Origin of the sequence: Streptomyces polyrhachis (assembly GCF_042663125.1) — a bacterium.
GTDB lineage: Bacteria > Actinomycetota > Actinomycetes > Streptomycetales > Streptomycetaceae > Streptomyces > Streptomyces polyrhachii.
The window spans coordinates 22,490-49,072 of record NZ_JBHSZO010000033.1 but is presented as its reverse complement, the minus strand read 5'-3'; the positions used below and the strand labels follow the sequence as shown (position 1 = coordinate 49,072).

The window sequence follows — 26,583 nt, the reverse complement described above, 5'->3', positions numbered from 1 at the left end:
GCGCGGGGCCGACGTCCACGGTCATGACCGGAATCGCTGCGGATGACCATCGGCGTGCCCGAACCGTTGTGCCGGCGCACAACGGATGTCATCTTTGGGCCCGTGAGCACCAGAAGAAGTCGCAGCGAGCAGGAGTGGGCGGTCCTGGCCAGCGCCTCCCGCGAGCTGACCACGCGGGTTCCGGAGCTGGCGGACCTGCTGCTGGCCGAGCTGGACGCGCACTCCCCGGCCTACGCGGTCGCCGTACCCCGCGACGAGCACTGGCGCGAGATCTGCGAGGCGCTGCGCCACGGCATCGACGCCCTCACCGCCTCGCGCAGCGCCCCCCGCCCCGACCTCGCCTACGTCGCCGAACTGGGCCGCCGCCGAGCCGAGCAGGGCATCTCCCTGGACCTGCTGCTCTACGCCTTCCGCCGCGCCGGCTACCTGCTGTGGAACGAGCTGACCGACACCGTCTCCGCCCGCGACCCGGCCGCGCTCTCCCTGCTGGGCCGCACCGCGGTCACGGTCTGGGCCGGCGTGGACGACCAGGCGACGAAGGCCGCGGATGCGTACCGCGCCACCGAGCGGGAACTGCTGCGGCGCACCGACGAGCGGGTGCAGGCGCTGCTCGACGCGCTGCTGGCGGGCCAGCGCGACGCCGCGCTCGTGCGCCGCGCCTCCGCCGCCCTCGACCTGCCCGAGCAGGGCCGCTACGCGGTGCTCGTGCTGCGCGCCGAGGACCGCGCACCGGCGCGGGTCGCCGACGGCGACGGGCTGCGCTTCCTGTGGCGGATGCGCACCGACGGCGAGGTCGGCGTGGTCGCGCTCGGCGAGTCGGCGGGGCTGGCGGACCTGGTGGGCTGCGTGGCGGCCCGCCGCGGCGGCCCCGGCGGGATCTCCACGGTGGTCGGCGGCCTGGCGGAGCTGGGCCGCGCCCGGCGCCAGGCGGAACTGGCGCTGGGGACGCTGCCGGCCGGCGCCGCGGGTCTGGTACGACTCGACCGGTGCCTGCCCGCCGCCCTGGTCACCGCCCAGCCGGAGCTGGCCGGCCTGCTGGTCGAGGACGTCTTCGGCGGCCTGGACGCGCTGGAGGCCGCGGACCGGTCGGTGCTGCTGGAGACGCTGGAGACCTGGCTGGAGTGCGGCGGCTCGGCGGCCCGCGCGGCGACGCGCCTGTACTGCCACCGCAACACGGTCTTCAACCGCCTGCGCCGCCTGGAGCAGCTCACCGAGCGCTCCCTGTCACGCCCCCGCGACCTGGTGGAGATGACCCTGGCCCTGGACGCGGGCAGACCCCCACAAGGCAAACCCTGACCCGCGACGCCCGGCACGCACTCTCGGCGTGCGGGGGTCAAGGACAGGTGGCTCCTTCCCCAAGCTCTCAACTTTGTTCGAGCAGGGGATACCCCATTCATGACCAAGGCCACCGCACGCCGAGAGCTGGGGTATCCCCTGCTCGAAGAGCTTGGGGAGGCACCGGACGCCGCGGTGGAGTCTTGGGCGCCGGCACAACCGCGATTAGAGCCAGTCTTGTCCCAGCTGCTCTGACACCCGTTCCAGCAGCTCACCCGCGTGTGACATCGACTTGGCCGGGTCTGGCTCCAACGTGGCCAGTGGGTAAGCCTGTTGGATTCCCGCCGACCGCAACTGATCCTCGTCCAGCGCCAGTCGGCCGCAGACCGCGACCACCGGGCGCCCCGCCGCCCGGGCTGCCGCCGCGACGCCCGCCGGTGCCTTCCCGCGCAGGGTCTGCGCGTCGAGCGAGCCCTCCCCGGTGACGACCAGCGAGGCGCGCTCCAGCGCAGCCTCGAAGCCCAGCACCTCAAGCAGCACCTCGATCCCCGGCCGGAACCGCGCCCCCAGCCCCACCAGCGCCCCGTACCCGAGTCCGCCGGCCGCCCCCGCGCCCGGCCGCCCGGCCAGCTCCAGCGCGCGCGGCCCCACCGACTCCGCCAGCACCGAGGCGAACCGCTCCAGCGCCGTGTCCAGCAGCGCCACCTGCGCCGACCCCGCCCCCTTCTGCGGCCCGTACACCGCCGCCGCCCCCGCCGGCCCGGTCAGCGGATTGTCCACGTCGCCGGCCAGCACCACCTCGACCCCGCCCAGGCGCGGATCCAGCCCGGACAGGTCGGCGGACGCCAGCGAGGCCAGCCCGCCGCCCCCCGGCCCGACCGCCGCCCCCGCGCCGTCGAGCAGCCGCGCCCCGAGCGCGGTGAGCATCCCCGCCCCGCCGTCGGTGCCGGCCGAGCCGCCGACGCCGAGGACCACCGTGTGTGCCCCCGCGTCCAGCGCCGCCCGCAGCAGCTCCCCGCTGCCGTACGTGCTCGCGGCCAGCGGCGCGAACCGCCCGGCCGGCAGCAGTCCCAGCCCGGACGCCTGCGCCATCTCCACCACGGCCGTCCCCCCGCGCACCGCGAAGGCGGCGCGGACCGGCCGCCCCAGCGGCCCGCCGACGACCACCTCCCGCCGCTCGAACCCGGCGGCCACCGCGGCGTCCACCGTCCCCTCCCCGCCGTCCGCGACGGGCAGCGCCTCGACGGCGGTGCGGGGCCGCGCCCGCCGCAGCCCCGCCGCCACCCGCCCGGCGACCTCCACAGCGGTGAGCGACCCCTTGAACTTGTCCGCGGCGATGAGCACACGCGCTCCGCCACCCGCCGTACCAGCCACGATGAGCCCCCGATCCCGTAGAGGACCAGCAGCGTACGCCGCTCAGAAGAGAGCCGCCTCCACCTCCGCCCCCGCCTCGAAGCCCAGCAGATAGCGCTTGCGCCCGATCCCGCCCCCGTACCCGGTCATGCTCCCGTCGGCGCCGACCACCCGGTGGCACGGGACGATGATCCCCACCGGGTTCTTCCCGTTGGCCAGCCCCACCGCCCGCGAGGCCGCCGGGCTGCCGATCCGCTCGGCCAGCTCCCCGTACGAGACCGTCTCGCCGTACGGGATCTCCAGCAGCCCGGCCCAGACGCGGCGCTGGAAGTCCGTGCCCTCCAGCCGCAGCGGCAGGTCGAAGCCGGTCCGCTCCCCGGCGAAGTACGCCCGCAGCTGCCCGGCCGCCGAGGCGAAGGGCTCCTCGCCCGGATCACCCGGCCCGCCGAAGGTCTCCTCGCCGGGACGGTGGCGCTGCCCGACCATGTACAGGCCGGTGAGGTGGCCGCCGTCCGCGACCAGGGTCAGCGGGCCGACGGGGCTGTCGATGACGGTGTGGGTGCGCATGTCGTTCACTCCTGGGGCATGAGGTTGATGGGGTGGTCGTCGGTGGCCCAGAGGTACTGGACCGCGTAGGCCCGCCACGGCTGCCAGAGCGCCGCGCGGCGGGTGAGCGCGCCGGGGGAGACGGGCAGCCCGAGCGCGGCGGCGGCCTTGCGTACGCCCAGGTCGGAGGCGAGGAAGGCGTCCGGATCGCCCAGCGCGCGCATCGCCACCACCTCCACCGTCCACGGCCCGATCCCCGGCAGCGCCCCCAGCGTCCGCCGGGCGCGCGCCCAGTCGCTGCCGCCCCCGAGATCCACCTCGCCGGCGGCCAGGGCGGCGATGAGCGTGGTCAGGGTGCCGCGGCGCGAACGCGGCATGGCGAGCGCCTCCGGATCCAGCCCGGCCAGCGTCTGCATGTCGGGGAAGAGGTGGGTGAGCCCCCCGCCGAAGGGGTCCTCGACCTCCGTCCCGTACGCCCGTACCAGCCGCGCCGCATGGGTGCGCGCGGCGGCCGTGGAGACCTGCTGCCCGAGCACCGCCCGCACCGCGAACTCCGCCGCGTCCACCGTCCGCGGCACCCGCCGCCCCGGCGCCTTCGCGACCAGCTCCGCCAGCTGCGGATCGCGGCTGAGCTGCTCGTCGACGGCCACCGGGTCCGCGTCGAGGTCGAGCAGCCGCCGGCAGCGGGCGATGGCGACGGTCAGGTCGCGCTGGTCGGTCAGCGCGAGCCGGCAGTCGATGTGCGTGGGCGCGGGCGCCAGCGAGACGGCCCCGTGCCCGTACGGCAGCCGCAGCGTGCGCCGGTAGGAGCCCGCACGCCACTCCTCCACGCCGGGGACGGCGGTGGCCGCCAGATGCCCGAAGAGGTTGTCGGGGGTGAGCGGGCGCCGGAAGGGCAGCCGCAGGCCGATCACGCCGGGGACGGCCGCCGGGCGCCCGGACCGGCCCCGTGCGGCGCGCTCGCGCAGCTCGGTGGGGGAGAGGGCGAAGACCTCCTGGACGGTGTCGTTGAAGGTCCGGATGGAGGCGAAGCCCGCGCCGTAGGCGATGTCGCCCATCGGCAGCGCGGAGGTCTCGATGAGGAGCCGCGCGGTCTGCGCCCGCTGGGCGCGGGCCAGGGCGAGCGGGCCGGCGCCCAGCTCCGCCTTGAGCTGGCGCTCCACCTGCCGGGCGCTGTAGCCCAGCCGCCGCGCCAGCCCGCCGACGCCCTCGCGGTCCACCACGCCCTCGCCGATGAGGCGCATCGCCCGCGCCACGGCGTCGGCGCGCACGTTCCACTCGGGCGAGCCGGGGCTGGCGTCGGGCCGGCACCGCTTGCAGGCCCGGAACCCGGCGCCCTGCGCGGAGGCGGCGCTCGGGTGGAAGGTCATGTTCTCCGGCTTGGGCGCCACGGCCGGGCAGCTCGGCCGGCAGTAGATCCCGGTGGTCCGCACCGCGATGAAGAACCACCCGTCGAAGCGCGCGTCCCTGGCCTGAACGGCCCTGACACATCGTTCCCTGTCCCTGTACACACCCCCAGCCTCCCCGACCGCGAGACCCGAAGCTAGCGAGAATCCGACACCTAGATGAGGCTCACGGGAGACGCCCGGACGCGGCTCACCAGGTACGTGAGAGGGGCCCGGGGATGTCCCCGGGCCCCTCTCACGTTCGTTCTGCGTCCCAGCCGGTGCAGCAGCCCCCCGCCTCAGCCCCGCGTCTCAGCCCTGCGCCGCGGCCCGCGCCTCGCGGCGGTTGTCGCGGATGGTGTTCACCCGGCGCGCCGTGGCGAAGAGCGGGATCGTCGCCGCCGTGACGACCTGCAGCGCGCAGCCCGTCTGCAGCAGCGCGTCCGCGCCCGGTGCGTCGAAGGCCCACGCGGTCAGGCAGCCCATGCTGACGAAGATCCACACCAGGGTGGCCACGGCCAGCCGGCCGCGCGGCTTGGGGTACTCGACCCGGCTCACCATCAGCCACGCCACACCCACGATCGCCGTCAGCGTCGGGACGAAGGGCAGCTCCAGCAGCACGATCGAGACGACCGTCAGCGCCCCGAAGGGCGAGGGCATCCCCTGGAAGACGCCGTCGCGCACGGTCACGCAGGAGAAGCGCGCAAGCCGCAGCACCACCGCCAGGAGGACGACGACCGCCGCCACCGTGGAGAAGCGCTCGTGGGCGTCGACCGCGACGATGCCGTAGACCAGCACGAAGTACGCCGGCGCCAGCCCGAAGCTGATCAGGTCGGAGAGGTTGTCCAGCTCCGCGCCCATCGCCGAGGAGCGCAGCTTGCGCGCCACCAGCCCGTCGAAGAGGTCGAAGACCGAGGCCAGCAGCATCAGCATCACGGCCGTGGCGGCCGAGTGCCGTGCGATGCCGCCGTCACCGTCCGTGCCCATCAGGTGCGGCATCAGCACACCGGTGGTGGTGAAGTACACCGCGAGGAAGCCGCAGGTGGCGTTCGCCAGTGTCAGGCCGTCGGCGATGGAGAGCCGCGTGGAGAGCGGCATGTCCTCCACCGCCTCCTCGACGGCCTCGTCGACCCAGTTGCCCTTGGGGACGGTCTTGCTGTCGGGATCAATCACGGTCAAGGCGAGTCACCCCCGCCACGGTGACCTGGCCCACCTCGACGTCGGCCTCGACGCCCGCCGGGAGGTAGACGTCGACGCGCGAGCCGAAGCGGATCAGGCCGATGCGCTCACCCTGCTCGACCTTGGTGCCGGCCGGCAGGTACGGGACGATGCGGCGCGCCACGGCGCCGGCGATCTGGATCATCTCCACATCGCCGATCTCCGTGTCGAAGTGCCACACGACCCGCTCGTTGTTCTCGCTCTCCTTGTTGAACGCCGGGACGAAACCGCCGGGGATGTGCTCCACCGAGGTCACCGTGCCGGCCAGGGGCGCGCGGTTGACGTGGACGTTGAGCGGGCTCATGAAGATCGCGACCCGGGTGCGCCCGTCCTTCCACGGCATGATGCTCTGCACCACGCCGTCGGCGGGGGAGATGACCCGGCCCTGGGTGATCTCGCGCTCGGGGTCGCGGAAGAACCACAGCATGCCCGCCGCGAGTGCGGTGGAGGGCACGGCCACGGCCGCCCACTTGCCGGAGCGGCGGGAGCGGGCGAGGCTGAGGGCTGCGGTTGCCAAGGTCGGCAGGAGCCACGGCGACGCACCGCGGGCCAGGCGGACCTTGCGACGCGGTTCTTCGGAGTTGCTGTGGGGCATGAATGACCTTCGTAGCGGAGGGTGCCGCGTAGACAAGGGGGACGGCGGCTTCCCGGGATGTTACCGGTTGTGACCGGCACCTGGGCAAGCTTGTGGGGACAGCCTGGCATCACAACGACTAAGCACCGCCGTTGTGTTCCCGGCTTGTCCCCACAAAAAAGACACTCACCCCTGGCTTCGGTACTCCTCCAGGAGACGGCGACCGATGATCATTTTCTGGATCTCGGCCGTGCCCTCTCCGATCAGGAGCATCGGGGCCTCGCGGTAGAGGCGCTCGATCTCGTACTCCTTGGAGAAGCCGTATCCGCCATGGATGCGGAACGCGTCTTCAACGACCTCCTTGCAGTATTCGGAGGCGAGATACTTCGCCATCCCCGCTTCAAGGTCGTTACGTTCCCCAGTGTCCTTTTTGCGTGCTGCTCGAACCATCATCGCATGAGCGGCCTCGACTTTGGTAGCCATCTCGGCGAGCTTGAACTGAATCGCCTGGTGCTGGGCGATCGGCTTGCCGAAAGTATGGCGCTGCTGGGCATAGTCGACACCCAGCTCGAAGGCACGCTGCGCGACGCCGCAGCCACGCGCGGCGACATTGACCCGGCCGACCTCGACGCCGTCCATCATTTGGTAAAAACCTCGGCCGGTGGTGCCGCCGAGGACCCGATCGGCCGGAATGCGCAGGCCGTCCATGATCATCTCGGTGGTGTCGACACCCTTGTAGCCCATCTTGTCGATCTTCCCGGGGATGGTCAGACCGGGCCGGACCTCGCCGAAGCCGGGCTCCTTCTCCACCAGGAAGGTCGTCATCGACTTGTGCGGCGCGGAGCCCTCGGGCTGCCCCTCGTCCGTCCGGCACAGCACCGCGACCAGGGAGGACGTACCGCCGTTGGTCAGCCACATCTTCTGGCCGGTGAGGACGAACTCCTCGCCGTCGCGCACGCCCTTGGACGTGATCGCCGACACGTCCGAGCCCAGCGCCGGCTCCGACATGGAGAAGGCGCCGCGGATCTCGCCGGCCGCCATCCGCGGCAGGTAGTGGTCCTTCTGCTCCTGCGTGCCGTGCTGCTTGAGCAGGTACGCCACGATGAAGTGGGTGTTGATGATGCCCGAGACGCTCATCCAGCCGCGGGCGATCTCCTCCACGCACAGCGCGTAGGTGAGAAGGGACTCACCCAGGCCGCCGTACTCCTCCGGGATCATCAGCCCGAAGACGCCCAGCTCCTTGAGGCCCTCGACGATCTCGTACGGGTACTCGTCGCGGTGCTCCAGCTCCGTGGCGACCGGCAGGATCTCCTTGTCCACGAAACTGCGGACCGTGGAGACGATCTCCTGCTGGATCTCGGTCAGGCCCTCGGTCTGCGCCAGCCGTCCCATCACCGCTCCTGGAGTTCGGGGCGGCCGGCCTGCTCGCCGCCGCGCGCTTCGATGTACGTGGCCGTCGGGACCATGACCTTGCGCTTGAAGACGCACACCAGGGTGCCGTCCTGCTTGTAGCCCTTGGTCTCGACGTAGACGATGCCCCGGTCGTCCTTGGACTTGGACGGCCACTTGTCCAGCACGGTCGTCTCGCCGTAGATCGTGTCGCCGTGGAAGGTCGGCGCCACGTGCTTGAGCGACTCGATCTCCAGGTTGGCGATCGCCTTGCCGGAGACGTCCGGCACGGACATGCCCAGCAGCAGCGAGTAGACGTAGTTGCCGACGACGACGTTGCGCTTGAAGTCGGTCGTCTGCTCCGCGTAGTTGGCGTCCAGGTGGAGCGGGTGGTGGTTCATGGTCAGCAGGCAGAAGAGGTGGTCGTCGTACTCGGTGACCGTCTTTCCGGGCCAGTGCTTGTAGACCGCGCCGACCTCGAACTCCTCAAAGGTGCGTCCGAACTGCATCGCTCAGGCCTCCGGGATCTTGAAGGTGGAGGTGCGCTTCATACCCGCCGCGCGGCCCTTGCCGGAGATGACCAGGGCCATCTTGCGGCTGGCCTCGTCGATCATCTCGTCGCCGAGCATCGCCGAGCCCTTCTTGCCGCCCGCCTCGGAGGTGCAGTAGTCGTAGGCGTCGAGGATCAGCTCGGCGTGGTCGTAGTCCTCCTGCGAGGGCGAGTAGATCTCGTTCGCCGCCTCGACCTGGCCCGGGTGCAGCACCCACTTGCCGTCGAAGCCCAGCGCCGCGGAGCGCCCGGCGACCGTGCGGTAGCCGTCCACGTTGCGGATCTGCAGGTACGGGCCGTCGATGGCCTGCAGGTCGTTGGCGCGTGCGGCCATCAGGATGCGCATCAGGATGTAGTGGTACGCGTCGGCGTCGTAGCCCGGCGGCTGCTCGCCCACGACCAGGGACTTCATGTTGATGGAGGCCATGAAGTCGGCCGGGCCGAAGATGATCGTCTCCAGCCGCGGCGAGGCGGCGGCGATGTCGTCGACGTTGATCAGGCCCTTGGCGTTCTCGATCTGCGCCTCGATGCCGATCTTGCCGACCTCCAGGCCGACCGTCTTCTCGATCTGCGTGAGCAGCAGGTCCAGCGCGACGATCTGCTGGGCGTCCTGGACCTTCGGCAGCATGATGCAGTCGAGGTTGGCGCCGGCGCCTTCCACGACGGTCACCACGTCGCGGTAGGTCCACTCGGTCGTCCAGTCGTTGACGCGGACCACGCGGGTCTTGCCCGTCCAGTCGCCCTCGTTGAGGAACTTGACGATGGTGTGCCGCGCCTCGGGCTTGGCCAGCGGGGCGCAGGCGTCCTCCAGGTCCAGGAAGACCTGGTCGGCGGGCAGGCCCTGCGCCTTCTCCAGGAAGCGGGGGTTGCTTCCCGGGACGGCGAGACACGAGCGCCGCGGGCGCAGGCGGTTGACGGGGCCAGTCATGCGGGGACCTCCAGTGGGTCGAGCTTGTTCGCTTGGCGGATCTCGTCGACGATACGGCCGATGATCTCCGTGATTCCGAAGTCCTTCGGGGTGAAGACGGCGGCCACCCCGGCGTCCTTCAGGGCCTTGGCGTCCGCGAGCGGGATGATCCCGCCGACGACCACGGGGATGTCGTCCACCCCCGCGCGGCGCAGCCGCTCCAGTACGTCCGGCACCAGCTCGGTGTGCGAGCCGGAGAGGATCGACAGTCCGACGCAGTGCACATCCTCCGCCACGGCCGCCGAGACGATCTGCTCGGGGGTCAGGCGGATGCCCTGGTAGACCACCTCGAAGCCGGCGTCGCGGGCGCGTACCGCGATCTGCTCGGCGCCGTTGGAGTGGCCGTCCAGGCCGGGCTTGCCGACCAGCAGCCGCAGCCGCTTGGCGCCCAGCTCCTCGGCGGTGCGGGCCGCCTTGGCCCGTACTGCCGACAGCTCGCCGCCCGGCTCGGCGGCGACCGCCACCGGGGCGGAGGAGACGCCCGTCGGCGCGCGGAACTCGCCGAAGACGTCCCGCAGCGCCCAGGACCACTCGCCGGTGGTGACGCCGGCGCGGGCGCACTCCAGGGTGGCCGGCATCAGGTTGCCGGTGCCCGCGGCGGCGGCCCGCAGCTCGCTGAGCGCCCGCTGGGCGCGCTGCTCGTCGCGGTGGAGGCGCCAGTCGTGCAGGGCGGAGACCACCCGGTGCTCGTTCGCCGGGTCCACCGTCATGATCGCGGCGTCCAGGTCGGAGGTGAGCGGGGAGGGCTCGGTCTGGGTGAAGGAGTTGACGCCGACGATCTTCTCCTCGCCGGACTCGATCCGCGCCCGGCGCTCGGCGTGCGAGGAGACCAGCTGGGCCTTGAGGTAGCCCGACTCGACCGCCGCGATCGCGCCGCCGAGCTGCTGGATGTGCTCGATCTCGGCGAGGGACTCCTCCACCAGCGAGTCGACCTTGGCCTCGACGACCTTCGAGCCCTCGAAGATGTCCTCGTACTCCAGCAGGTCCGACTCCAGCGCCAGGACCTGCTGGATGCGCAGCGACCACTGCTGGTCCCAGGGCCGGGGCAGCCCCAACGCCTCGTTCCAGGCGGGGAGTTGCACGGCGCGGGCGCGGGCGTCCTTGGAGAGGGTGACGGCGAGCATCTCCAGCACGATGCGCTGGACGTTGTTCTCCGGCTGCGCCTCGGTCAGGCCCAGGGAGTTGACCTGCACGCCGTAGCGGAAGCGGCGCTGCCGGGGGTCGGTGATGCCGTAGCGCTCCTGGGTGATGCGCTCCCAGATGCGGTTGAAGGCCCGCATCTTGCACATCTCCTCGACGAAGCGCACCCCGGCGTTGACGAAGAAGGAGATGCGGGCGACGACGTCGCCCATCTTCTCCGCCGGCACCTGCCCCGAGTCGCGCACCGCGTCGAGCACGGCGATCGCGGTGCTCATCGCGTACGCGATCTCCTGCACGGGCGTCGCGCCGGCCTCCTGCAGGTGGTAGCTGCAGATGTTGATCGGGTTCCACTTGGGCATGTTCGCGACGGTGTACGCGATCATGTCGGTCGTCAGGCGCAGGCTCGGGCCCGGCGGGAAGACGTACGTCCCGCGGGAGAGGTACTCCTTGACGATGTCGTTCTGCGTGGTGCCCGACAGCCTGGTGAGGTCGGCGCCCTGCTCCTCGGCGACGACCTGGTAGAGCGCCAGGAGCCACATGGCGGTGGCGTTGATGGTCATCGAGGTGTTCATCTGCTCCAGGGGGATGTCCTGGAACAGCCGCCGCATGTCGCCCAGATGGGAGACCGGGACCCCGACCCGGCCGACCTCGCCGCGGGCGAGGACGTGGTCGGGGTCGTATCCGGTCTGGGTGGGCAGGTCGAACGCGACGGACAGGCCCGTCTGGCCCTTGGCGAGGTTGCGCCGGTAGAGCTCGTTCGAGGCTTCAGCGGTGGAGTGTCCGGCGTACGTCCGCATCAGCCACGGACGGTCCTTCGGCGCGGCCATCAGACGTTCCTGAAGCGATTGATCGCGTCGATGTGGGTGGCGCGCAGCTCCTCGTCGCGTACGCCCAGGCCCTCCTCGGGGGCCAGGCACAGCACGCCGACCTTGCCCTGGTGGAGGTTCTTGTGCACGTCGTACGCCGCCTGCCCGGTGTCCTCCAGGGAGTACGTCTTGGAGAGCGTCGGGTGGATCTTGCCCTTGGCGACCAGGCGGTTGGCCTCCCACGCCTCGCGGTAGTTGGCGAAGTGCGAGCCGATGATCCGCTTCAGCGACATCCACAGGTAGCGGTTGTCGTACTCGTGGTTGTAGCCCGAGGTCGAGGCGCAGGTGACGATGGTGCCGCCCTTGCGGGTGACGTACACGCTCGCGCCGAAGGTCTCGCGGCCCGGGTGCTCGAAGACGATGTCCACGTCCTCGCCGCCGGTCAGCTCGCGGATGCGCTTGCCGAAGCGCTTCCACTCGCGCGGGTCCTGGTGGTGCTCGTCCTTCCAGAACCGGTAGCCCTCGGCGTTGCGGTCGATGATCGCCTCGGCGCCCATCGCGCGGCACAGGTCCGCCTTCTGGTCGCTGGAGACCACGCAGATCGGGTTGGCGCCGCCGGCCAGCGCGAACTGGGTCGCGTACGAGCCCAGGCCGCCGCTGGCGCCCCAGATCAGCACGTTGTCGCCCTGCTTCATGCCGGCGCCGTTGCGCGAGACGAGCTGGCGGTAGGCGGTGGAGTTGACCAGGCCGGGCGCCGCCGCCTCCTCCCAGGTGAGGTGCTTGGGCTTGGGCATCAGCTGGTTGGACTTCACCAGCGCGATCTCCGCCAGGCCGCCGAAGTTGGTCTCGAAGCCCCAGATGCGCTGCTCGGGGTCGAGCATCGTGTCGTTGTGGCCGTCGGAGCTCTCCAGCTCCACCGACAGGCAGTGCGCGACGACCTCGTCGCCCGGCTGCCAGGCGTTGACGCCGGGGCCGGTGCGCAGCACGACGCCCGCCAGGTCGGAGCCGATGACGTGGTAGGGCAGGTCGTGGCGCCGGGTCAGCTCGCTCAGGCGGCCGTAGCGCTCCAGGAAGCCGAAGGTGGACATCGGCTCGAAGATGCTCGTCCACACCGAGTTGTAGTTGACCGAGCTGGCCATGACGGCGACGAGCGCCTCGCCCGGGCCCAGCTCCGGTACGGGCACCTCCTCGACGTGCAGCGACTTGCGCGGGTCCTTCTCGCGGCTGTCGAGCCCGGCGAACATGTCGGCCTCGTCCTTGTGCACGGTCACCGCGCGGTAGGACTCGGGGATGGTCAGCGCGGCGAAGTCCGCGGCGGTGGTGTCGGTCGCCATCACGGCGTCCAGGATGTGGTTCACGGTGGGCCTCCGGCGAAGCGCGTTACGGGACGCTTGAGGGGACGTCGGGGGTGTTGTCCGTCGGTTCAGTGGGCGTGCGGTGCGCGCGTGGTGTGCGTGCGGGCGCCTGTGACGAGGCGTGTCCGGGCGCGCGGTGATGCGTTGCGGGGACAGCCGGCACACGCACTGGTCGCAGTGCGCCGGCCGCCCGGACACGCCCAACGTATGGCACGCCGTGCCACCTGACAAGACACTGGGTGCCAGGAATTTCTCTCAGATGTCATCACGGTGTCACGCATGAGCGCTACCCGAGGAGCGGGGGCGCGTGATTCCCGGGTCATACGGGCCACCCTGCCCATACCCGCCGCCCGCCGCATGACGAAACGCGCCGGAGGGCCCCGTAAAGGACCCTCCGGCGCGTGTTCTCCCGCCCCCTGCGGGGCGTTGGCGCTACCCCTTGCGCAGTGCCTTCTCGATCGAGCGCATCACGTCGCCGATCGGCGCGCCCGTACGCGCTACCGCGACCAGCACCTCGTCGCCCGCCTCACCGCCGGAGCCGGAGCCGGAGAGGCCGTGCGGCGGGGTCTCCGCGCGGCCCCACGGGCCGATCCCCGCGCCGAAGGTCTCGCGCACCACGTCGAAGGCGTGGTCCAACTGCCCCTCCACATCGCCCTGTCCGCCCGCGCGCAGCCACCGCCGCAGCACGTGGTTGTGCGCGGTGACGACCGCCGAGGCGGCGACCTCCGCCAGCAGCGGCTCGTCCGAGGACCAGCCGCCGTCGCGGTGCGCCCCCTCGTCGAAGTGGCCCAGGAGGTAGCGGGTGAAGAGCCGCTCGTAGCGGGAGACCGAGGCGATCTCCCGCTCCCGCAGCGTCGGCACCTCGCGGGTGAGCCGGTAGCGCTCGACCGACACCGCGGGGGAGGCCGCGTACATCCGCATGACCTCCTTGATCCCGCGGCAGATCGTGTCGAGCGGGTTCTCGTGCGGCGGCGCCGCGTCGAGGACCGCCGTCACCCGCTCCAGGGTGTCGTCGTGGTCGGGGAAGATCGCCTCCTCCTTCGAGCGGAAGTGCCGGAAGAAGGTGCGCCGGGCGATGCCCGCCGCGGCGGCGATCTCGTCGACCGTCGTCGCCTCGTAGCCCTTGGTCGCGAAGAGCTCCATCGCCGCGGCGGCCAGCTCGCGGCGCATCTTCAGCCGCTGTTCGGCGGCGCTGGTACGGGTGGGCTTGGCAGGCTGCGACATGAGGGTGAACGTACTCCATTGCTCTGGCAGCGGGCGTATTCGCGCTAGCGGCGGGGGGCGTACTCACGGAAGCCGCGCCCGGTCTTGCGGCCCAGGCAGCCCGCCGCGACCAGGTGCTCCAGCAGCGGCGCCGGCGCCAGGCCCGGGTCGCGGAACTCGCGGTGCAGCACCTGCTCGATGGCCAGCGAGACGTCCAGGCCCACCACGTCCAGCAGCTCGAAGGGGCCCATCGGGTAGCCGCCGCCGAGCTTCATCGCGGTGTCGATGTCCTCCACCGTGGCGTAGTGCTCCTGGACCATCTTCACCGCGTTGTTCAGGTACGGGAACAGCAGCGCGTTGACGATGAAGCCCGCCCGGTCGCCGCAGTCCACCGCGTGCTTGCGGACCTCCTTGCAGACCGCGTGGACCGTGGTACGCACGTCCTCGCCGGTGAGCACCGTGCTCACCACCTCGACCAGCTTCATCGCCGGGGCCGGGTTGAAGAAGTGCATGCCGATCACGTCCTGCGGGCGCGAGGTGGCGCGGGCGCAGGCGATGACGGGCAGCGAGGAGGTGGTGGTGGCCAGCACCGCGCCGGGCTTGCAGACCTTGTCCAGGGTCTGGAAGAGCTGCTGCTTGACCGCCAGGTCCTCGGCGATCGCCTCCACCGCCAGGTCCACGTCCGCGAAGGCGTCCAGCGAGCCGGCCGGGGTGACGCGCTCCAGCGCGGCCTCGGCGTCGGCGGCGCTGAGGCGCCCCCGGTCCACGGAGCGCTGGAAGGACTTGGCGATACGGGCCTTGGCCGCCTCGGCCTTCTCCTGGCCGCGGGCGGCGAGCACGACCTCGTAGCCGGACTTCGCGAAGACCTCCGCGATACCGCTGGCCATCGTGCCGCTGCCGGCCACGCCGACCCGGGTGACCCGGCGGCCGCCGCCCGCGCCCGCCGCGGTGTCGGGGGTGAGGGCGTCGGCGACGACCGCCGCGCTGCCGGGCGTCTCGTAGGTGTAGAAGCCGCGGCCCGCCTTGCGGCCGGTCAGCCCCGCGTCGGCGAGCTGGCCCAGGATCGGGGCGGGCGCGTGCAGCCGGTCCTGGGAGGCGGCGTACATCGCCTCCAGCACGGTGCGCGCGGTGTCGATGCCGATCAGGTCCAGCAGGGCGAGCGGGCCCATGGGCAGGCCGCAGCCCAGCTTCATCGCGGCGTCGATGTCCTCGCGGGTGGCGTAGCGCGACTCGTACATCGCGGCGGCCTGGTTGAGGTAGCCGAAGAGGAGGCCGTCGGCGATGAAGCCGGGGCGGTCGCCGACCGCGACGGGCTCCTTGCCCAGCTCCAGCGCCAGGTCGGTGACCTGGTCGGTGGCGCGCGGCTCGGTGAGTACGGAGCTGACCACCTCGACCAGCTTCATCGCCTGCACGGGGGCGAAGAAGTGCAGGCCCAGCACCCGCTCGGGGTGTGCGGAGTCGGCGGCCAGCCGGGTTACGGAGAGCGCGTTGGTGCCGGTCGCGATGACCGTGTCCGGGCGCACCACGCGGTCCAGCGCGGCGAAGACCTCGCACTTGATCTCGTAGTTCTCCGGGACCACCTCGATGACGAGGTCCGCCGCGGCGGCGGCGTCGATCTCGGTGAAGGTGCGGAAGCGGGCGAGGACGTCGGCGCGCTCGGCCTCGCCGAGCTTGCCGCGCTCCACCGCGCGGGCGGTGGAGCGCTCCAGGGCCCCCACCGCGCGGACGGTGGCCTCGGGGTCGATGTCGATGCCGATGACCTCGCGGCCGGCCCGGGTGAGGACCTCGGCGATGCCCGAGCCCATCGTGCCCAGGCCGATGACGGCGATGGTGCGCAGGGGGGTGCCCTCGGCGGCGGGGATGGCGGGGGAGACGTCAGGAGACATGGCGGGACTCCAAGCACAGTCGGCTGCCGCGGGGCGGGTGCGCTCACGCGCGGCGGAGTGAACTGAGATGAGGGGCCGGCCGGCCCTGTCCCGGGGCCTGGCCGTGCTGAAGTCACTGAACCGGGGTGCAACACGGTGACCGCGTCACCGGTCACAGGAGCGGGGTTTCGCTCGTACGAGCAGATTAACTCACGAGTAACCAGCGCGCCAGGGGGGAGTTGGCCGGGTGCCTCCCGCCGCCGGGCCGCCCGGCGTCCACATGTCGGGGTGAACCGTTGGAGTGAACGCGCCCGGCCGTGCGGGCCGGCGTCCTAACCTGGAAGCGGCGAGGGGGCGGCGTATGGACGAGGAATTCGCGGCGCTGGCCGAGCGGCTGAGCGGGGAGGCGGCCACGCCCGCCGAACGGGCGCTCTACGAGCGGGCGGTGGCGTGCGCCCGCGAGGGCACCCCGGCGGCCCGCGAGGAGCTGGCGCGGATGCTGGAGACGGCCGGGCAGCCGCTGTGGGTGCGCGAGCTGGCCGCCTTCGCGCTCGGGACGCTCGGCGACCGGCGGGCCTTCGAGCCGCTGGTGCTGCTGCTCAACTACCGCGATCCGGTCCGCGCCGCCGCGGCCGGCGCCGCTCTGGCCCGCCTGGGCGACGCCCGCACGGCCCGCGCGGCGGCGGCGCTCGCCGCCAATCCGCTGCGCACCTCCTACGCCCTGCACGCGGTGCGGCTGCTGGCGGCGCTGCGCGCCCCCGAGTCCGTACCGACGCTGATCGGGACGCTGGAGCGGCTGGTGGGCGAGCCCGGACGGCACTGGGAGGTCGCCGCCGCCTGCATCGAGGGACTGGGCGCCCTGGGCGACGAGCGGGCCGTCCCCGCGCTCAGCGCAGCCCGGGTCTACCCCGAGCTGCGGACGGCGGCGGGGGAGGCGCTGGCCCGGATCTGGCGGGGGTCGCCCTCGGCGTGATCGTGCGCTTCGGGCCGGGGGCGCGGCGGTCGGCCCGCGGCCCGCATGAGGACGGCGTAGGCGGTCGACCTCCGCGAAGCGGTGCGCTCCCGGGCGAGGGACGACCGCGTCATGCCCTTCCAGGCGGCGTCGGCGTTCGGATTTCCAGGCATGGGACCTCCTGTATCGACGGACCCGACAATAGAACACCTGTTCTCATAATGTCGAGTGGGCTTTCGGCGATTTGGACCCCGTAGGGGGACGGTGATTGGCTGGGGGCATGGGACAGGTCGAAGCCACCACTGAGCGCGTCATCGACGCCAAGCCCGAGGACGTCTTCGACGCCCTGGCGGACTACGCCGGAGCGCGGCGGCGCGTCATGCCGGCCAGCTTCAGCGCGTACGAGATCCGCGAGGGCGGGGACGGCGAGGGCAGCCTCGTCGCCTGGAAGCTCCAGGCCACCAAGAAGCGCGTGCGGGACTGCCTGATCGAGGCGAGCGAGCCGAGCGACGGCGAGCTGGTCGAGACGGACCGCAACTCCACCATGGTCACCCGGTGGACCGTCACCCCGGCCGGCGAGGGCAGCGCCCGCGTCGTCGTCACCACCACCTGGGACGGCGCCGGCGGCATCGGCGGCTTCTTCGAACGGACCTTCGCGCCCAAGGGCCTTGCGCGGATCTACGACGAACTGCTGGCGAACCTCGCCGCCGAGACGCGCGCCTGAGAAGAGCGGCTCCGTCACCCGGGCGGCCCCCGCGCCGCTCACCGGATCGGGTGGTTGCGCCGGGGCGGACCTGACGGGTCCGCCCCGTACGCACGGCATCAAACGCCCAGTTGGGACCGTACGCGCGGGGCGCCGGCCCCCGAGCCCGGCGCTCCGACGCCGACGTCACCTCGTTTGCCCCCGGTTGTCATCAAGTGCGAGAAATGGCACCCGCCATGGCAGGTGCCGTGGAAGGCCGACAGGTGACGACGGGGAGTGACAGGTGGGACCGAGCCTGAGTACGGCCGAGGAACTGAAACCCTCCCCGGCTGCCGACGCCCCGCCCCCGCCGCCCGCGGACGCGGCCCTCGACCCCCGCCGGGTGCGCCTGGTCTTCCTCGGCCTGATGCTCGCGCTGCTCCTCGCCGCGCTGGAGCAGATGATCGTCGCCACCGCCCTGCCGGAGGTCGTCGGCGACCTGCACGGTCTGGACCGGATGTCCTGGGCGATCACCGCCTACCTCCTCGCCGCCACCATCGCCATGCCGGTCTACGGCAAACTCGGCGACCTCTTCGGCCGCAAGGGCGTCTTCCTCTTCGCCATCGTCGTCTTCGTCGTCGGCTCCGGACTGGCCGGCTGGTCGCGCTCGATGGACCAGCTGATCGCCTTCCGCGCCGTGCAGGGCGTCGGCGGCGGCGGGCTGATGATCGGCGTCCAGGCGATCATGGCGGACATCGTGCCACCCCGGCAGCGCGGCCGCTACATGGGCCTGATCGGCGCCGCCTTCGGCGTGGCCTCCGTCGCCGGCCCGCTGCTCGGCGGCTTCTTCACCGACCACGCCTCCTGGCGCTGGTGCTTCTACTTCAACGTCCCCTTCGGCCTGCTCACCCTCGTCGTCGTCGCCCTCGTCCTGAAGCTCCCCAAGCCCACCGCACGCCCGCGCCTGGACATCCTCGGCGCGCTGCTGCTGGCCGCCGTCTCCACCTGCCTGGTGCTGCTCACCACCTGGGGCGGGCTGGAGTACGCGTGGAGCGACCCGGTGATCCTGGGCCTGGGCGGCGGCGCGCTGGCCGGCGGCGTGCTCTTCGTACTGATCGAGCGCTTCGCCCCGCAGGCCGTCATCCCGCTGCACCTCTTCCGCAGCAGCGTCTTCAACGTCACCAGCCTGGTCGGCGGCTGCATCGGCATCGCCCTCTTCGGGGCGGCCAGTTACCTGCCCACGTACCTGCAGATGGTCGACGGCGCCGGCGCGATGGAGTCGGGGCTGCTGATGCTGCCGATGATGGGCGGCGTCGTCCTCGCCTCCATCGTCAGCGGCCAGCTCATCACCCGCACCGGCCGCTACCGCGTCTACCCGATCGCCGGCTGCGCGGTGAGCGCCGCCGGGATGTGGCTGCTGGCCCAACTGCGCATCGACACCGACCGCGTGACCTACAGCGTCTGGATGGCCGTCCTGGGCATCGGCATCGGCATGGTGCTGCCGGTACTGATCCTCGCCGTGCAGAACGCCGTGCGCCCGGCCGACCTAGGCTCCGCCACCAGCGCGCACAACTACTTCCGGCAGATCGGCGGCAGCATCGGCGCCGCCGTCTTCGGCACCCTGCTCATCGACCGGCTGGCGGCGCGGCTGGCGGACGAGGTGCCGCGCGACTCCGGCGTCCCGCTGCTGGATCCGCAGTCCATCACCCCGCAGGCGGTCTACGCACTGCCGGCCGAGGTCCGCGACGGCTATATCCGCGCCTACGCCGACGCCATGCCGGCGATCTTCCTCTACCTGGTGCCCGTGCTCCTGCTCGGGCTGCTCTTCGCATGCTGGCTGAAGGAGAAACCCCTCGTGTCGTACGACATCACCGAGACCCTCACCGCGGACGGGGCGCAGGCGGCGCCCGCGCCGGGTCCCGCAGGGTCCATCCCGGCGGCCCGCGGCGTCCAGGCCACCGCGGCTCCCGCGATCGAGGAGGCTCTGGCGCCCGAGGAGGCTTCCGTAGCCGGTGAGGCCCCCCCTTCCGACGGGGCTCCCGGTGCGGCTCCCGCGCCCGGCCGGGTGGGCGTGCCCGTGCACGGAGCCGTGCGCAACGCCGACGGCAGCTCCCTGCCGCGCGCCGCGCTCACCCTCATCGACGCCCAGGGGCGCCAGACGGGCCGGGACACCAGCACCTCGGACGGCCGCTTCCTGCTCAGCGCCCCCGACCCCGGCGCGTACACGCTCATCGCCGCCGCCGGGGGCCGCCAGCCGCAGGCCGTCACGGTCAGCGTGGGGGAGCGGCCGGTTGAGGTCGACCTGGTGCTCGGCGGCGCGGGGCGCCTCACCGGGCGGATCGCCGCCGCCGGGGGCGTCCCGCTCGCCGAGGTCAACGTCACCCTCGCGGACGCGCGCGGCGAGGTCGTCGCCTCCACCCGCACCGACGCCGACGGGCACTACGCCATCGGGGAGTTGCCCGCCGGGGAGTACACGCTCGCCGCCAGCGCCGCCGCCCACCGCCCGACCGCGACGCCGGTGCGGGTCCGGGCGGCGCGCGAGACGCGCCAGGACGTGGAGCTGACCGGCGGGGCGGTGCTGCGCGGCACCGTACGCGGCGGCAACGGGCGCCCGGTCGAGGACGCCCGGGTGACGCTGATGGACGCCGCCGGCACGGTGGTCGACTCCGGTACGACCGGCGCCGACGGGGTGTTCCGCTTCGTGGACCTGGCGGCGGGCGAGTACACGGTGGTCGCGGCCGGCTATCCGCCGGTGGCCACGGTGCTGCGACTCGTGGGCGGCGGACGCACCGAGCGGGACGTACGGCTGGGGCACGAGGAGTAAGGGGGGCGGCTGGTGCCCGGCCCTGCCTGGCCCTGCCCTGCCCGGCCCACGGAACTACCGTTCACTAGTGTTTTCGAGCGGCGTGTCCGGAACTGTACGCTCCGCAGCGCGGGTCCCGGGTGGGATTGACCGGTTGGCGCCCGGGCAACCCGTGGCCAGGACTACTGTGGGCCCACGTACGGCCGCCCACGGGTTCGGCACATCGCTGAAGGAGTCCGACCATGGCCCCAGGCACAAGCGCCACGCCGTGGGACATGATGCCCGGCCGGATCCCGCTGGGCGTCGTCGTGGTGGACGGCAACGGCCTGATCACCCACTGGAGTTCGGGCGCCCGCCGGCTTTTCGGCCCCTCGCGCGAGGAGGCCGTCGGCGCCCCCGCCGCCGAGCTGATGCCGGTCGCCGGCGCGCTCGTGGTGCGCGGCCGCGACAGCGACATCGCGGGCGACGAGCCCATGGGGGCCTACAAGGAGTTCGAGCCCGAGCTGGACCTGCGGACCGTCCCCGCCGCCTACCCCACCGCCGGCCGGGCCCGTATCGCCGCCCCGGAGCGCGGCGTCGGCGACGTGCTGTGGTGGGCCTATCCGCTGGTCGGCCCCGGTGCCGGGCGGCTGCTGGTGCTGGCCGCCGACACCGCGCAGATCACCGGCTTTGAGATAGCGGACGAGCGCATCGCGCCCGGCTTCGCCCTGCACACCGACTTCCCCGACGCCGCCGCCCTGGCCGGCGGACTCCCCGAGATCCTGCCGAACATGAGCACCGCGGAGAGTGGCCGGGTCGTCGACCAGCTGCTCGAACTCGGCTATCCCGTCCTGGAGATCAGCCGCCAGCGCCGGGTGCCCGTCACCCCCGACTGGGGTGTGCCCCAGCGGGTCGCGCGGATGGCGCGCCGCGGCTCCGTTCCGTACCAGGAGGGCCCGCGGGAGGGGGATCCGTACGGGCAGGAGGATGTGTACGGGCAGGACGATCCGGGCGGGCCGGCGGAGCACCACCCGGTGGCCCTCGCGGTGGAGCACGACCTCGAGTACGCGGCGGTGCGCGAGCGGCTGGAGTTCCTCAACGAGGTCAGCGGGCGCATCGGCACCTCCCTCGACCTGGCCCGTACGATCGAGGAGGTCAGCGCCGCCGTCGTGCCGCGCTTCACCGACGTCGCGGGGACGTACCTGCGCGAACAGGTCATCGCCGGCGAGGGGTTCCCCGACGGGCCGCCCGACGCGCGGACGCTGTGGCACCGCGTCGCCGTCGAGCACAACGACGAGCCGGGCCGCTGGGACGACGTGATCCCGGTGGGGGAGTCGATGCCCTTCCCCGAGCAGACGCCCTTCTTCCGCTGCATGACCACCGGTCAGCCGGTGCTGGTGGAGCGCATCACCGAGGAGCTGGGCCACGCCATAGCCGCGCAGTTCGAGAAGCGCGACATCCGGCCGCTCATCACCGGCCGCTCCATGCTCGTCGTCCCGCTGAAGGCGCGCACCGTCGTGCTGGGCTTCATGATCCTGCTGCGCCACGCCGACCGGCCCGTCTTCAACGACATGGACCGCGTCACCGGCGCCGAACTGGCCGCGCGGGCCGGTCTGGTGCTGGACAACGCGCGCATGTACACGCACCAGGAGAGCGTCGCCGAGACCCTGCAGGGCAGCATGCTGCCGCAGGTCGCGCCCCGGATGGCCGGCTGCGAGGTGGCCACCCGCTACCTGCCGGGCACCCGGCTGGGGCGGATCGGCGGCGACTGGTTCGACGCGATCAAACTGCCCGGCTCGCGCATCGCCCTGGTGGTCGGCGACGTGATGGGCCATGGTCTCAACTCGGCCGCGATGATGGGCCAGTTGCGGACGGCGGTGCAGACCATGGCGGCGCTGGACCTGCCGCCCGCGCAGCTGCTGCGCAGCCTCGACGACCTCGCCCAGCGGCTCGGCGAGCACTATCTGGCGACCTGCCTGTACGTCGTCTACGACCCGGTCGACTCCACCCTGGTGATCTCCAACGCCGGGCACATCCCGCCCGTGCTGGTCCGCGCCGGCGACGGGCGCGGCGAGCTGCTGGACGTGCCGACGGGTGCGCCGATAGGGGTCGGCGGAGTGCCGTTCGAGATGGCCGGGTTCGCGGTGGCGCCCGGTGACCGGCTGGTGCTCTGCACGGACGGGCTGGTCGAGATGCGCGGGGAGGACCTGGGGGTGGGCCTGGCCGCGCTCTGCGAGTCCGCGGCGCATCCGGCCGCCTCCATGGACGCCGCCTGCGACGGGATCATCCGCACGCTCGGCGGCGGCGCGCGCAAGGACGACGTGGCACTGCTGATGGCGCGGCTCAGCGGGATCCCCCGATCGGACACCGCCTCCTGGGAGTTGGAGCGCACCGCGAGCTCGGCCGGCCGGGCGCGGCGGCTGGTACGGGACCAACTGGCCCAGTGGGGGCTGGCGGAGTCCGCCGACACGGCGGAGCTGCTGGTGGACGAGGTCGTCACCAACGCCGTGCGCCACGCGGTGGGCCCGTACGTGGGGCTGCGGCTGGTGCGCTCCGGCGGGGCGCTGCAGTGCGAGGTCTCCGACGACGAGCACACGATGCCGGTGCTGCTGGAGGCGGGCGCGGAGGACGAGTTCGGGCGCGGGATGCGGATCGTGAGCCGGCTGGCCGCGGGCTGGGGGGCGGCGCGCACCGCGCGGGGGAAGTCGGTCTGGTTCGAGCAGACGCTGCCGCGGGGTCTTGCGGAGCGGCCGCTCCACCAGTAGTCACGTGGAGACGATCGATCCCCGGGCGCCCCGGCGCCCCCACGCGGGAGGTAGCCCCATGAGTGTGTCCGCTGACAGTCTGAAGGCGTGGGAGGGCTTCTGGAGCGAGGCGCCGCGCGGCGTGGGCGACGTCCTGTGGGACACGGCCCCCGAGCTGGCCGTGGCGCTCCATCTCCCGCTCTTCGCCGGTCACCTGGGCGGCGGACTGCCGCTGGTGGACGTGGGCTGCGGCAACGGCACGCAGACGCGCTTCCTGGCCGGCCGGTTCGCGCAGGTGCACGGGGTCGACCTGTCGGCCGCCGCGATCGTACGGGCCGACGAGGCGGACGCCGCCGGGCACGCCTCGTACGAGCAGCTCGACGCGGCGGACGAGGCGGCGACGGCGGCGCTGCACGAGCGGCTCGGCGACTGCGACGTCTACCTGCGCGGAGTGCTGCACCAGGTGCCCGAGGCCGACCGGGCCGGGCTGGTACGCGGGCTGGCGGTACTGGCCGGGAGCCGGGGGCGGATCTTCGCGGTGGAGCCGGCCGAGGCGGCGAAGGAGGTACTGGCGGCCCTGGCGCGACGCCCGCAGGGACCGCCGCGCACACTGCTGCCGGTGCTGCGGCACGGCATCGCCCCGGGCGAGGTGAGCGACGAGGCGCTGCCCCGGCTCTTCCGCGAGGCGGGCCTGAGCGTACTGGCGGAAGGCGAACTCCCGCTGGCCACGACGGAGTTCGAGGCGGACGGCACGCGCCTGGTCCTCCCGTCGAAATGGCTGGTCACGGGGCGGGCGGCGAGCGCGTAGGCCCTGACGGGACCCGGGCAAATGGTCTGGACCACTATAGTTATCCACAGGGCTTTCCCGGTCCGCGCCGACCGCGTACCGTCTGGGGCATGAAGATCCTGATCTCTAAATCGCATTGCCCCCACCTGCATTGATGCATGATCTGCCCCGTTTTGGTAGACCACTCGGGCCCATGAAAACGCACCGACTCCCGCCTCGGTGGCTGTCAGAATTGCTGTCAGCCGCCGGGGCGGCAGCCCCCGGTCGGACCGTGCTCCCAGCTTGTCTGACGACCCAGCGTGCCTTCCCGGAACGCCTTGGTCTTGTTGCTTGCGGCGGGCTCGACGTGCGGGAGGGCGGCTGCCGGTAGTGGTGCCCAAGGCTGTCCACACCGACGAACCCGTACTCCAACCGCCACGCCCGCAGAGCATCGCTGAAGACCCGAGCGGTGACCTGCCCACCCTCGACGACGACTTTCACCTGCCAGGACGCCCGGTACCGCCCGGTGATGACGTTGGGCCCTGGCCGCCCGGACGCGTGCCGCTGGATCCGCACTCGCAGCAGCGTGGCGTGATGCCGGGCGATGGCCCGCGTCCGGGCTCGTACCGCTGGTCCAAGCCCGGACAATGCGGCAGACAGGGTGATCGGATCACGGAACGGTGCTGCATTGGGATGAGCGTGCGGGTGAGTGTTGCGTGCGAAGGACATGCCGGAGCTTAATGCGACATCGGATGCGGACAAATGTCCAGAAATTTATTATTGTCCGAACATTCCCTGTGGTTGGGTATGGGGAATAGAATTTCACTTTCCAATGGCGAAAATAGTATCGCGAGCAGAAAATGCATAGATGACGCCGTTCTGAATTCCCAGAATTTTAAACGGCGAACCGTATGGATCTGTTCCATCGCTGAGGGATCGATTGGGATCTCGGCGAGCTGCAGTGTGCCATTGAACCAGGCCACTATATGCATTTATGCAGTAGATTTTGGAATCGAGGGTCTTAAGATACAGTTCCCTACCGGAGGGAAAAGGTTTTTGATTTCCCACCTCAATTCCAGTTTTGATTGATTCGAGAATTTCTCCAGTGAAGAGAGACGCTCTTATCATGTGGCCCGATGCGTTGAATCCTATATAGCCAGCATCGCTGGCAATATAGTGATATTCGCCAGGCAAATTGGTAGCGATCTTCTTTCCTGTTGCGAAGTCAATCAGTATGGGCGAACCGCTAGGTTCGAACTCTTCGTCGATAGGTTGGGCGAGGGCGCTGGTGTCGGACGTGGCTACTATCGATGCATTTTTGATCGAAACTGAGGAAATTACCTCACCAGTAGCGATATTGACGCGTAGTGCGCTAGAAGCAGGGCGACCGTATACGGCAAATGATCGTTTATCTCTACTTGGAATTTCTTCGTACGATTTCGTGGCTATCTTTTGTCGCCCTGGGAGTACTTTCCAAAGACGCCGTCCGGTAGAAGCGGCGAACCCTTCTAGGATGCCTCCCCAGGTTGCAACGATCACCTCATCGGTGACTGTTACAAAATACTCTCCAGACAGATCTGCCGGGATGCTTTTTGACCAAACTATATTTTTTGCTCGCAAATCCACGGCGTGCAACTCCCGGATTCCGGTGCCCGGTTTTTCGGTGGAGTAGAGTCCGAAATTCCGAAACGGTGCAATTCCATGGATCCGCACGTTCTCTCCCGGTGGATAGCTTTGGTTCCACCGCTTTTTTCCGGTTTCCGCGTCGTAGGTGACAAAATTTCCATAAATTGAACAGAACAGAATTTCCGGAGAGGTGGCACATTGCGCATCGGGGCTCAATTCCTGCACGTGGCTTGCGGCGACTTGTGGCTGCATCTCCCAAAGGGCCCACCCCTTGGGTTCAAATTCTGTGATCTGTTCGACTTCCGGCTTGGGTTTAAATGAAGGCTTTGCCGGTGCTGGTGGGCGGCTGTCGGCATTTATGGGCGGAGTGGCAGGATTTTTATCCAAGAGACCGGTTCCCCACACTGCTCCCGCGCACACGACGATCGCTCCGGCAGTGAGAAGCGCAACCACATGTCGGCTGCGCCGCCGCCCCTGTTCCGGAGGAGGCGCCGGCATCTCCTCGGAGATCGGAGTGTTGACGGGACTCGGGCCCCAATCTTCCGGCGGAACGCGATGAAAGGCAGCCAGGAGGTCAGTTGGCCCGGGCCGCTCGCTAGGATCCTTGGCCAGGCACCACTGGACGATCTCGCGCACGGTGCCGGAGAGCGCGGCGATGTCCGGCACCTCTTGGGTGACGTTGTAGGCGGTGAGGTAGTGATTGTCGGCGTCGAAGGGGCCGCGGCCCAGAGTCGCGTACGTCAGGACCGAGCCGAGAGCGAAGATGTCGGAAGCAGGAGTGACCCGGCGAGCAGAGGTCAACTGCTCGGGCGACATGTACGGCGGTGTACCGAGGATGCGACCGGTGACGGTGAGGGTCTGCTGCTCCGGGGCGCGGGATATGCCGAAGTCGATGACGCGGGGCCCATCATCGGTGAGCATGATGTTGTCCGGTTTGAGGTCCCGATGGATCACGCCGACCTTGTGCAGGTCGCGCAGGGCTTCGACGAGCCCGACGGCGAGCAGGCGTAGCTCGCCGGGCGGAAGCGGCCCTCCGTGCTGGACGCGTTCGCGCAGGCTCTGCCCGGGCGTGTACAGGGTGGCCATCCAGGGGCGGTCCGCGTCCGGATCGGAGTCGACCACTGGCGCGGTAAAGGCACCTGAGACCCGCCGTGCAGCGGCTACCTCGTGCCGGAAACGGATGCGGAACTCGACGTCTTCGGCAAGCTGCTGGTGTACAACCTTGATCGCGACATAGCGCCCCGAATGCGCCTGGGCGAGGTAGACCACGCCCATCCCGCCCGCGCCGAGCCGGTCCAGCAGCACGTACCCGCCGATCGACTCCGGATCTCCTGCCCTCAGCCCCATGTCCCCACCCGCATCCCTGACCCACTCTGCCAAGACGGGGAGAGACTATCGAACCCTC

Annotated in this window: 19 protein-coding genes; 6 read left to right on the top strand and 13 right to left on the bottom strand. The window is 71.1% G+C overall.

The genetic code is table 11. The annotated features are described in order from the left end of the window. Positions 1–102: 102 nt before the first annotated feature. The gene (locus tag ACFQLX_RS19845) at positions 103–1,296 is read left to right on the top strand and encodes a PucR family transcriptional regulator (RefSeq protein WP_386417045.1); all 1,194 of its coding nucleotides are present in this window, start codon (positions 103–105) and stop codon (positions 1,294–1,296) included. Positions 1,297–1,500: 204 nt separating this feature from the next. On the opposite strand, the gene ACFQLX_RS19840 is transcribed toward ACFQLX_RS19845, so the two are convergent. The 12 genes from ACFQLX_RS19840 to ACFQLX_RS19785 all read right to left on the bottom strand — a co-directional run bounded on the left by ACFQLX_RS19840 (position 1,501) and on the right by ACFQLX_RS19785 (position 15,647). Beyond that, on the bottom strand, positions 1,501–2,619 hold the full coding sequence (locus tag ACFQLX_RS19840; RefSeq protein ID WP_386417044.1) for a glycerate kinase: 1,119 nt from the start codon (positions 2,617–2,619) through the stop codon (positions 1,501–1,503). 72 nt (positions 2,620–2,691) lie between these two features. Beyond that, on the bottom strand, positions 2,692–3,195 hold the full coding sequence (locus ACFQLX_RS19835; protein ID WP_386417042.1) for a methylated-DNA--[protein]-cysteine S-methyltransferase: 504 nt from the start codon (positions 3,193–3,195) through the stop codon (positions 2,692–2,694). A gap of 5 nt (positions 3,196–3,200) precedes the next feature. Then, complete coding sequence (locus ACFQLX_RS19830) at positions 3,201–4,685, bottom strand: DNA-3-methyladenine glycosylase 2 family protein (protein WP_386417040.1); 1,485 nt, start codon at positions 4,683–4,685, stop codon at positions 3,201–3,203. 186 nt (positions 4,686–4,871) lie between these two features. Further along, entirely contained in the window at positions 4,872–5,738 is an 867-nt protein-coding gene (pssA, locus tag ACFQLX_RS19825; protein WP_386417039.1) for a CDP-diacylglycerol--serine O-phosphatidyltransferase, read from the bottom strand. Beyond that, on the bottom strand, positions 5,725–6,372 hold the full coding sequence (locus tag ACFQLX_RS19820) for a phosphatidylserine decarboxylase (protein ID WP_386417037.1): 648 nt from the start codon (positions 6,370–6,372) through the stop codon (positions 5,725–5,727). Before ACFQLX_RS19820 ends, pssA begins: the two co-directional genes overlap by 14 nt. A gap of 165 nt (positions 6,373–6,537) precedes the next feature. Then, positions 6,538–7,743 carry an acyl-CoA dehydrogenase family protein gene (locus ACFQLX_RS19815; RefSeq protein WP_386417035.1) on the bottom strand — a complete coding sequence of 402 codons (1,206 nt, stop codon included), beginning with the start codon at positions 7,741–7,743 and terminating at the stop codon, positions 6,538–6,540. Further along, positions 7,743–8,249, bottom strand: coding sequence for a MaoC family dehydratase (locus ACFQLX_RS19810; RefSeq protein ID WP_386417033.1), 507 nt, complete (start codon positions 8,247–8,249; stop codon positions 7,743–7,745). Before ACFQLX_RS19810 ends, ACFQLX_RS19815 begins: the two co-directional genes overlap by 1 nt. Positions 8,250–8,252: 3 nt before the next feature. Continuing rightward, positions 8,253–9,218: an HpcH/HpaI aldolase/citrate lyase family protein gene (locus tag ACFQLX_RS19805; RefSeq protein WP_386417032.1), complete on the bottom strand. Its 966-nt coding sequence runs from the start codon at positions 9,216–9,218 to the stop codon at positions 8,253–8,255. Further along, a complete protein-coding gene (locus ACFQLX_RS19800) occupies positions 9,215–11,224 on the bottom strand; it encodes a protein meaA (RefSeq protein ID WP_386417030.1) in 2,010 nt (669 codons plus the stop codon). Before ACFQLX_RS19800 ends, ACFQLX_RS19805 begins: the two co-directional genes overlap by 4 nt. Then, positions 11,224–12,561, bottom strand: coding sequence for a crotonyl-CoA carboxylase/reductase (gene ccrA / locus ACFQLX_RS19795; protein WP_386417028.1), 1,338 nt, complete (start codon positions 12,559–12,561; stop codon positions 11,224–11,226). The genes ACFQLX_RS19800 and ccrA overlap by 1 nt, the downstream gene beginning before the upstream one ends. Before the next feature lie 429 nt (positions 12,562–12,990). Further along, entirely contained in the window at positions 12,991–13,782 is a 792-nt protein-coding gene (locus ACFQLX_RS19790) for a TetR family transcriptional regulator (RefSeq protein ID WP_386417027.1), read from the bottom strand. 44 nt (positions 13,783–13,826) lie between these two features. After that, a complete protein-coding gene (locus ACFQLX_RS19785; RefSeq protein ID WP_386417025.1) occupies positions 13,827–15,647 on the bottom strand; it encodes a 3-hydroxyacyl-CoA dehydrogenase family protein in 1,821 nt (606 codons plus the stop codon). A gap of 340 nt (positions 15,648–15,987) precedes the next feature. Between ACFQLX_RS19785 and ACFQLX_RS19780 the strand changes: the two genes are divergently transcribed. The 5 genes from ACFQLX_RS19780 (at position 15,988) to ACFQLX_RS19760 (ending at position 23,594) form a co-directional block, all read left to right on the top strand. Beyond that, positions 15,988–16,599, top strand: a complete 612-nt coding sequence (locus ACFQLX_RS19780) for a HEAT repeat domain-containing protein (RefSeq protein WP_386417023.1) — start codon at positions 15,988–15,990, stop codon at positions 16,597–16,599. Positions 16,600–16,858: 259 nt separating this feature from the next. Then, the gene (locus ACFQLX_RS19775) at positions 16,859–17,302 is read left to right on the top strand and encodes an SRPBCC family protein (RefSeq protein WP_386417021.1); all 444 of its coding nucleotides are present in this window, start codon (positions 16,859–16,861) and stop codon (positions 17,300–17,302) included. Between the two features lie 292 nt (positions 17,303–17,594). Then, a complete protein-coding gene (locus ACFQLX_RS19770) occupies positions 17,595–20,084 on the top strand; it encodes an MFS transporter (RefSeq protein WP_386417069.1) in 2,490 nt (829 codons plus the stop codon). 221 nt (positions 20,085–20,305) lie between these two features. Further along, complete coding sequence (locus ACFQLX_RS19765) at positions 20,306–22,807, top strand: SpoIIE family protein phosphatase (protein WP_386417020.1); 2,502 nt, start codon at positions 20,306–20,308, stop codon at positions 22,805–22,807. Between the two features lie 58 nt (positions 22,808–22,865). Continuing rightward, entirely contained in the window at positions 22,866–23,594 is a 729-nt protein-coding gene (locus tag ACFQLX_RS19760; protein WP_386417018.1) for a class I SAM-dependent methyltransferase, read from the top strand. Positions 23,595–24,374: 780 nt separating this feature from the next. Here the strand turns inward: ACFQLX_RS19760 and ACFQLX_RS19755 are convergent. Further along, complete coding sequence (locus ACFQLX_RS19755) at positions 24,375–26,558, bottom strand: protein kinase domain-containing protein (protein WP_386417017.1); 2,184 nt, start codon at positions 26,556–26,558, stop codon at positions 24,375–24,377. Between the last annotated feature and the right edge of the window lie 25 nt (positions 26,559–26,583).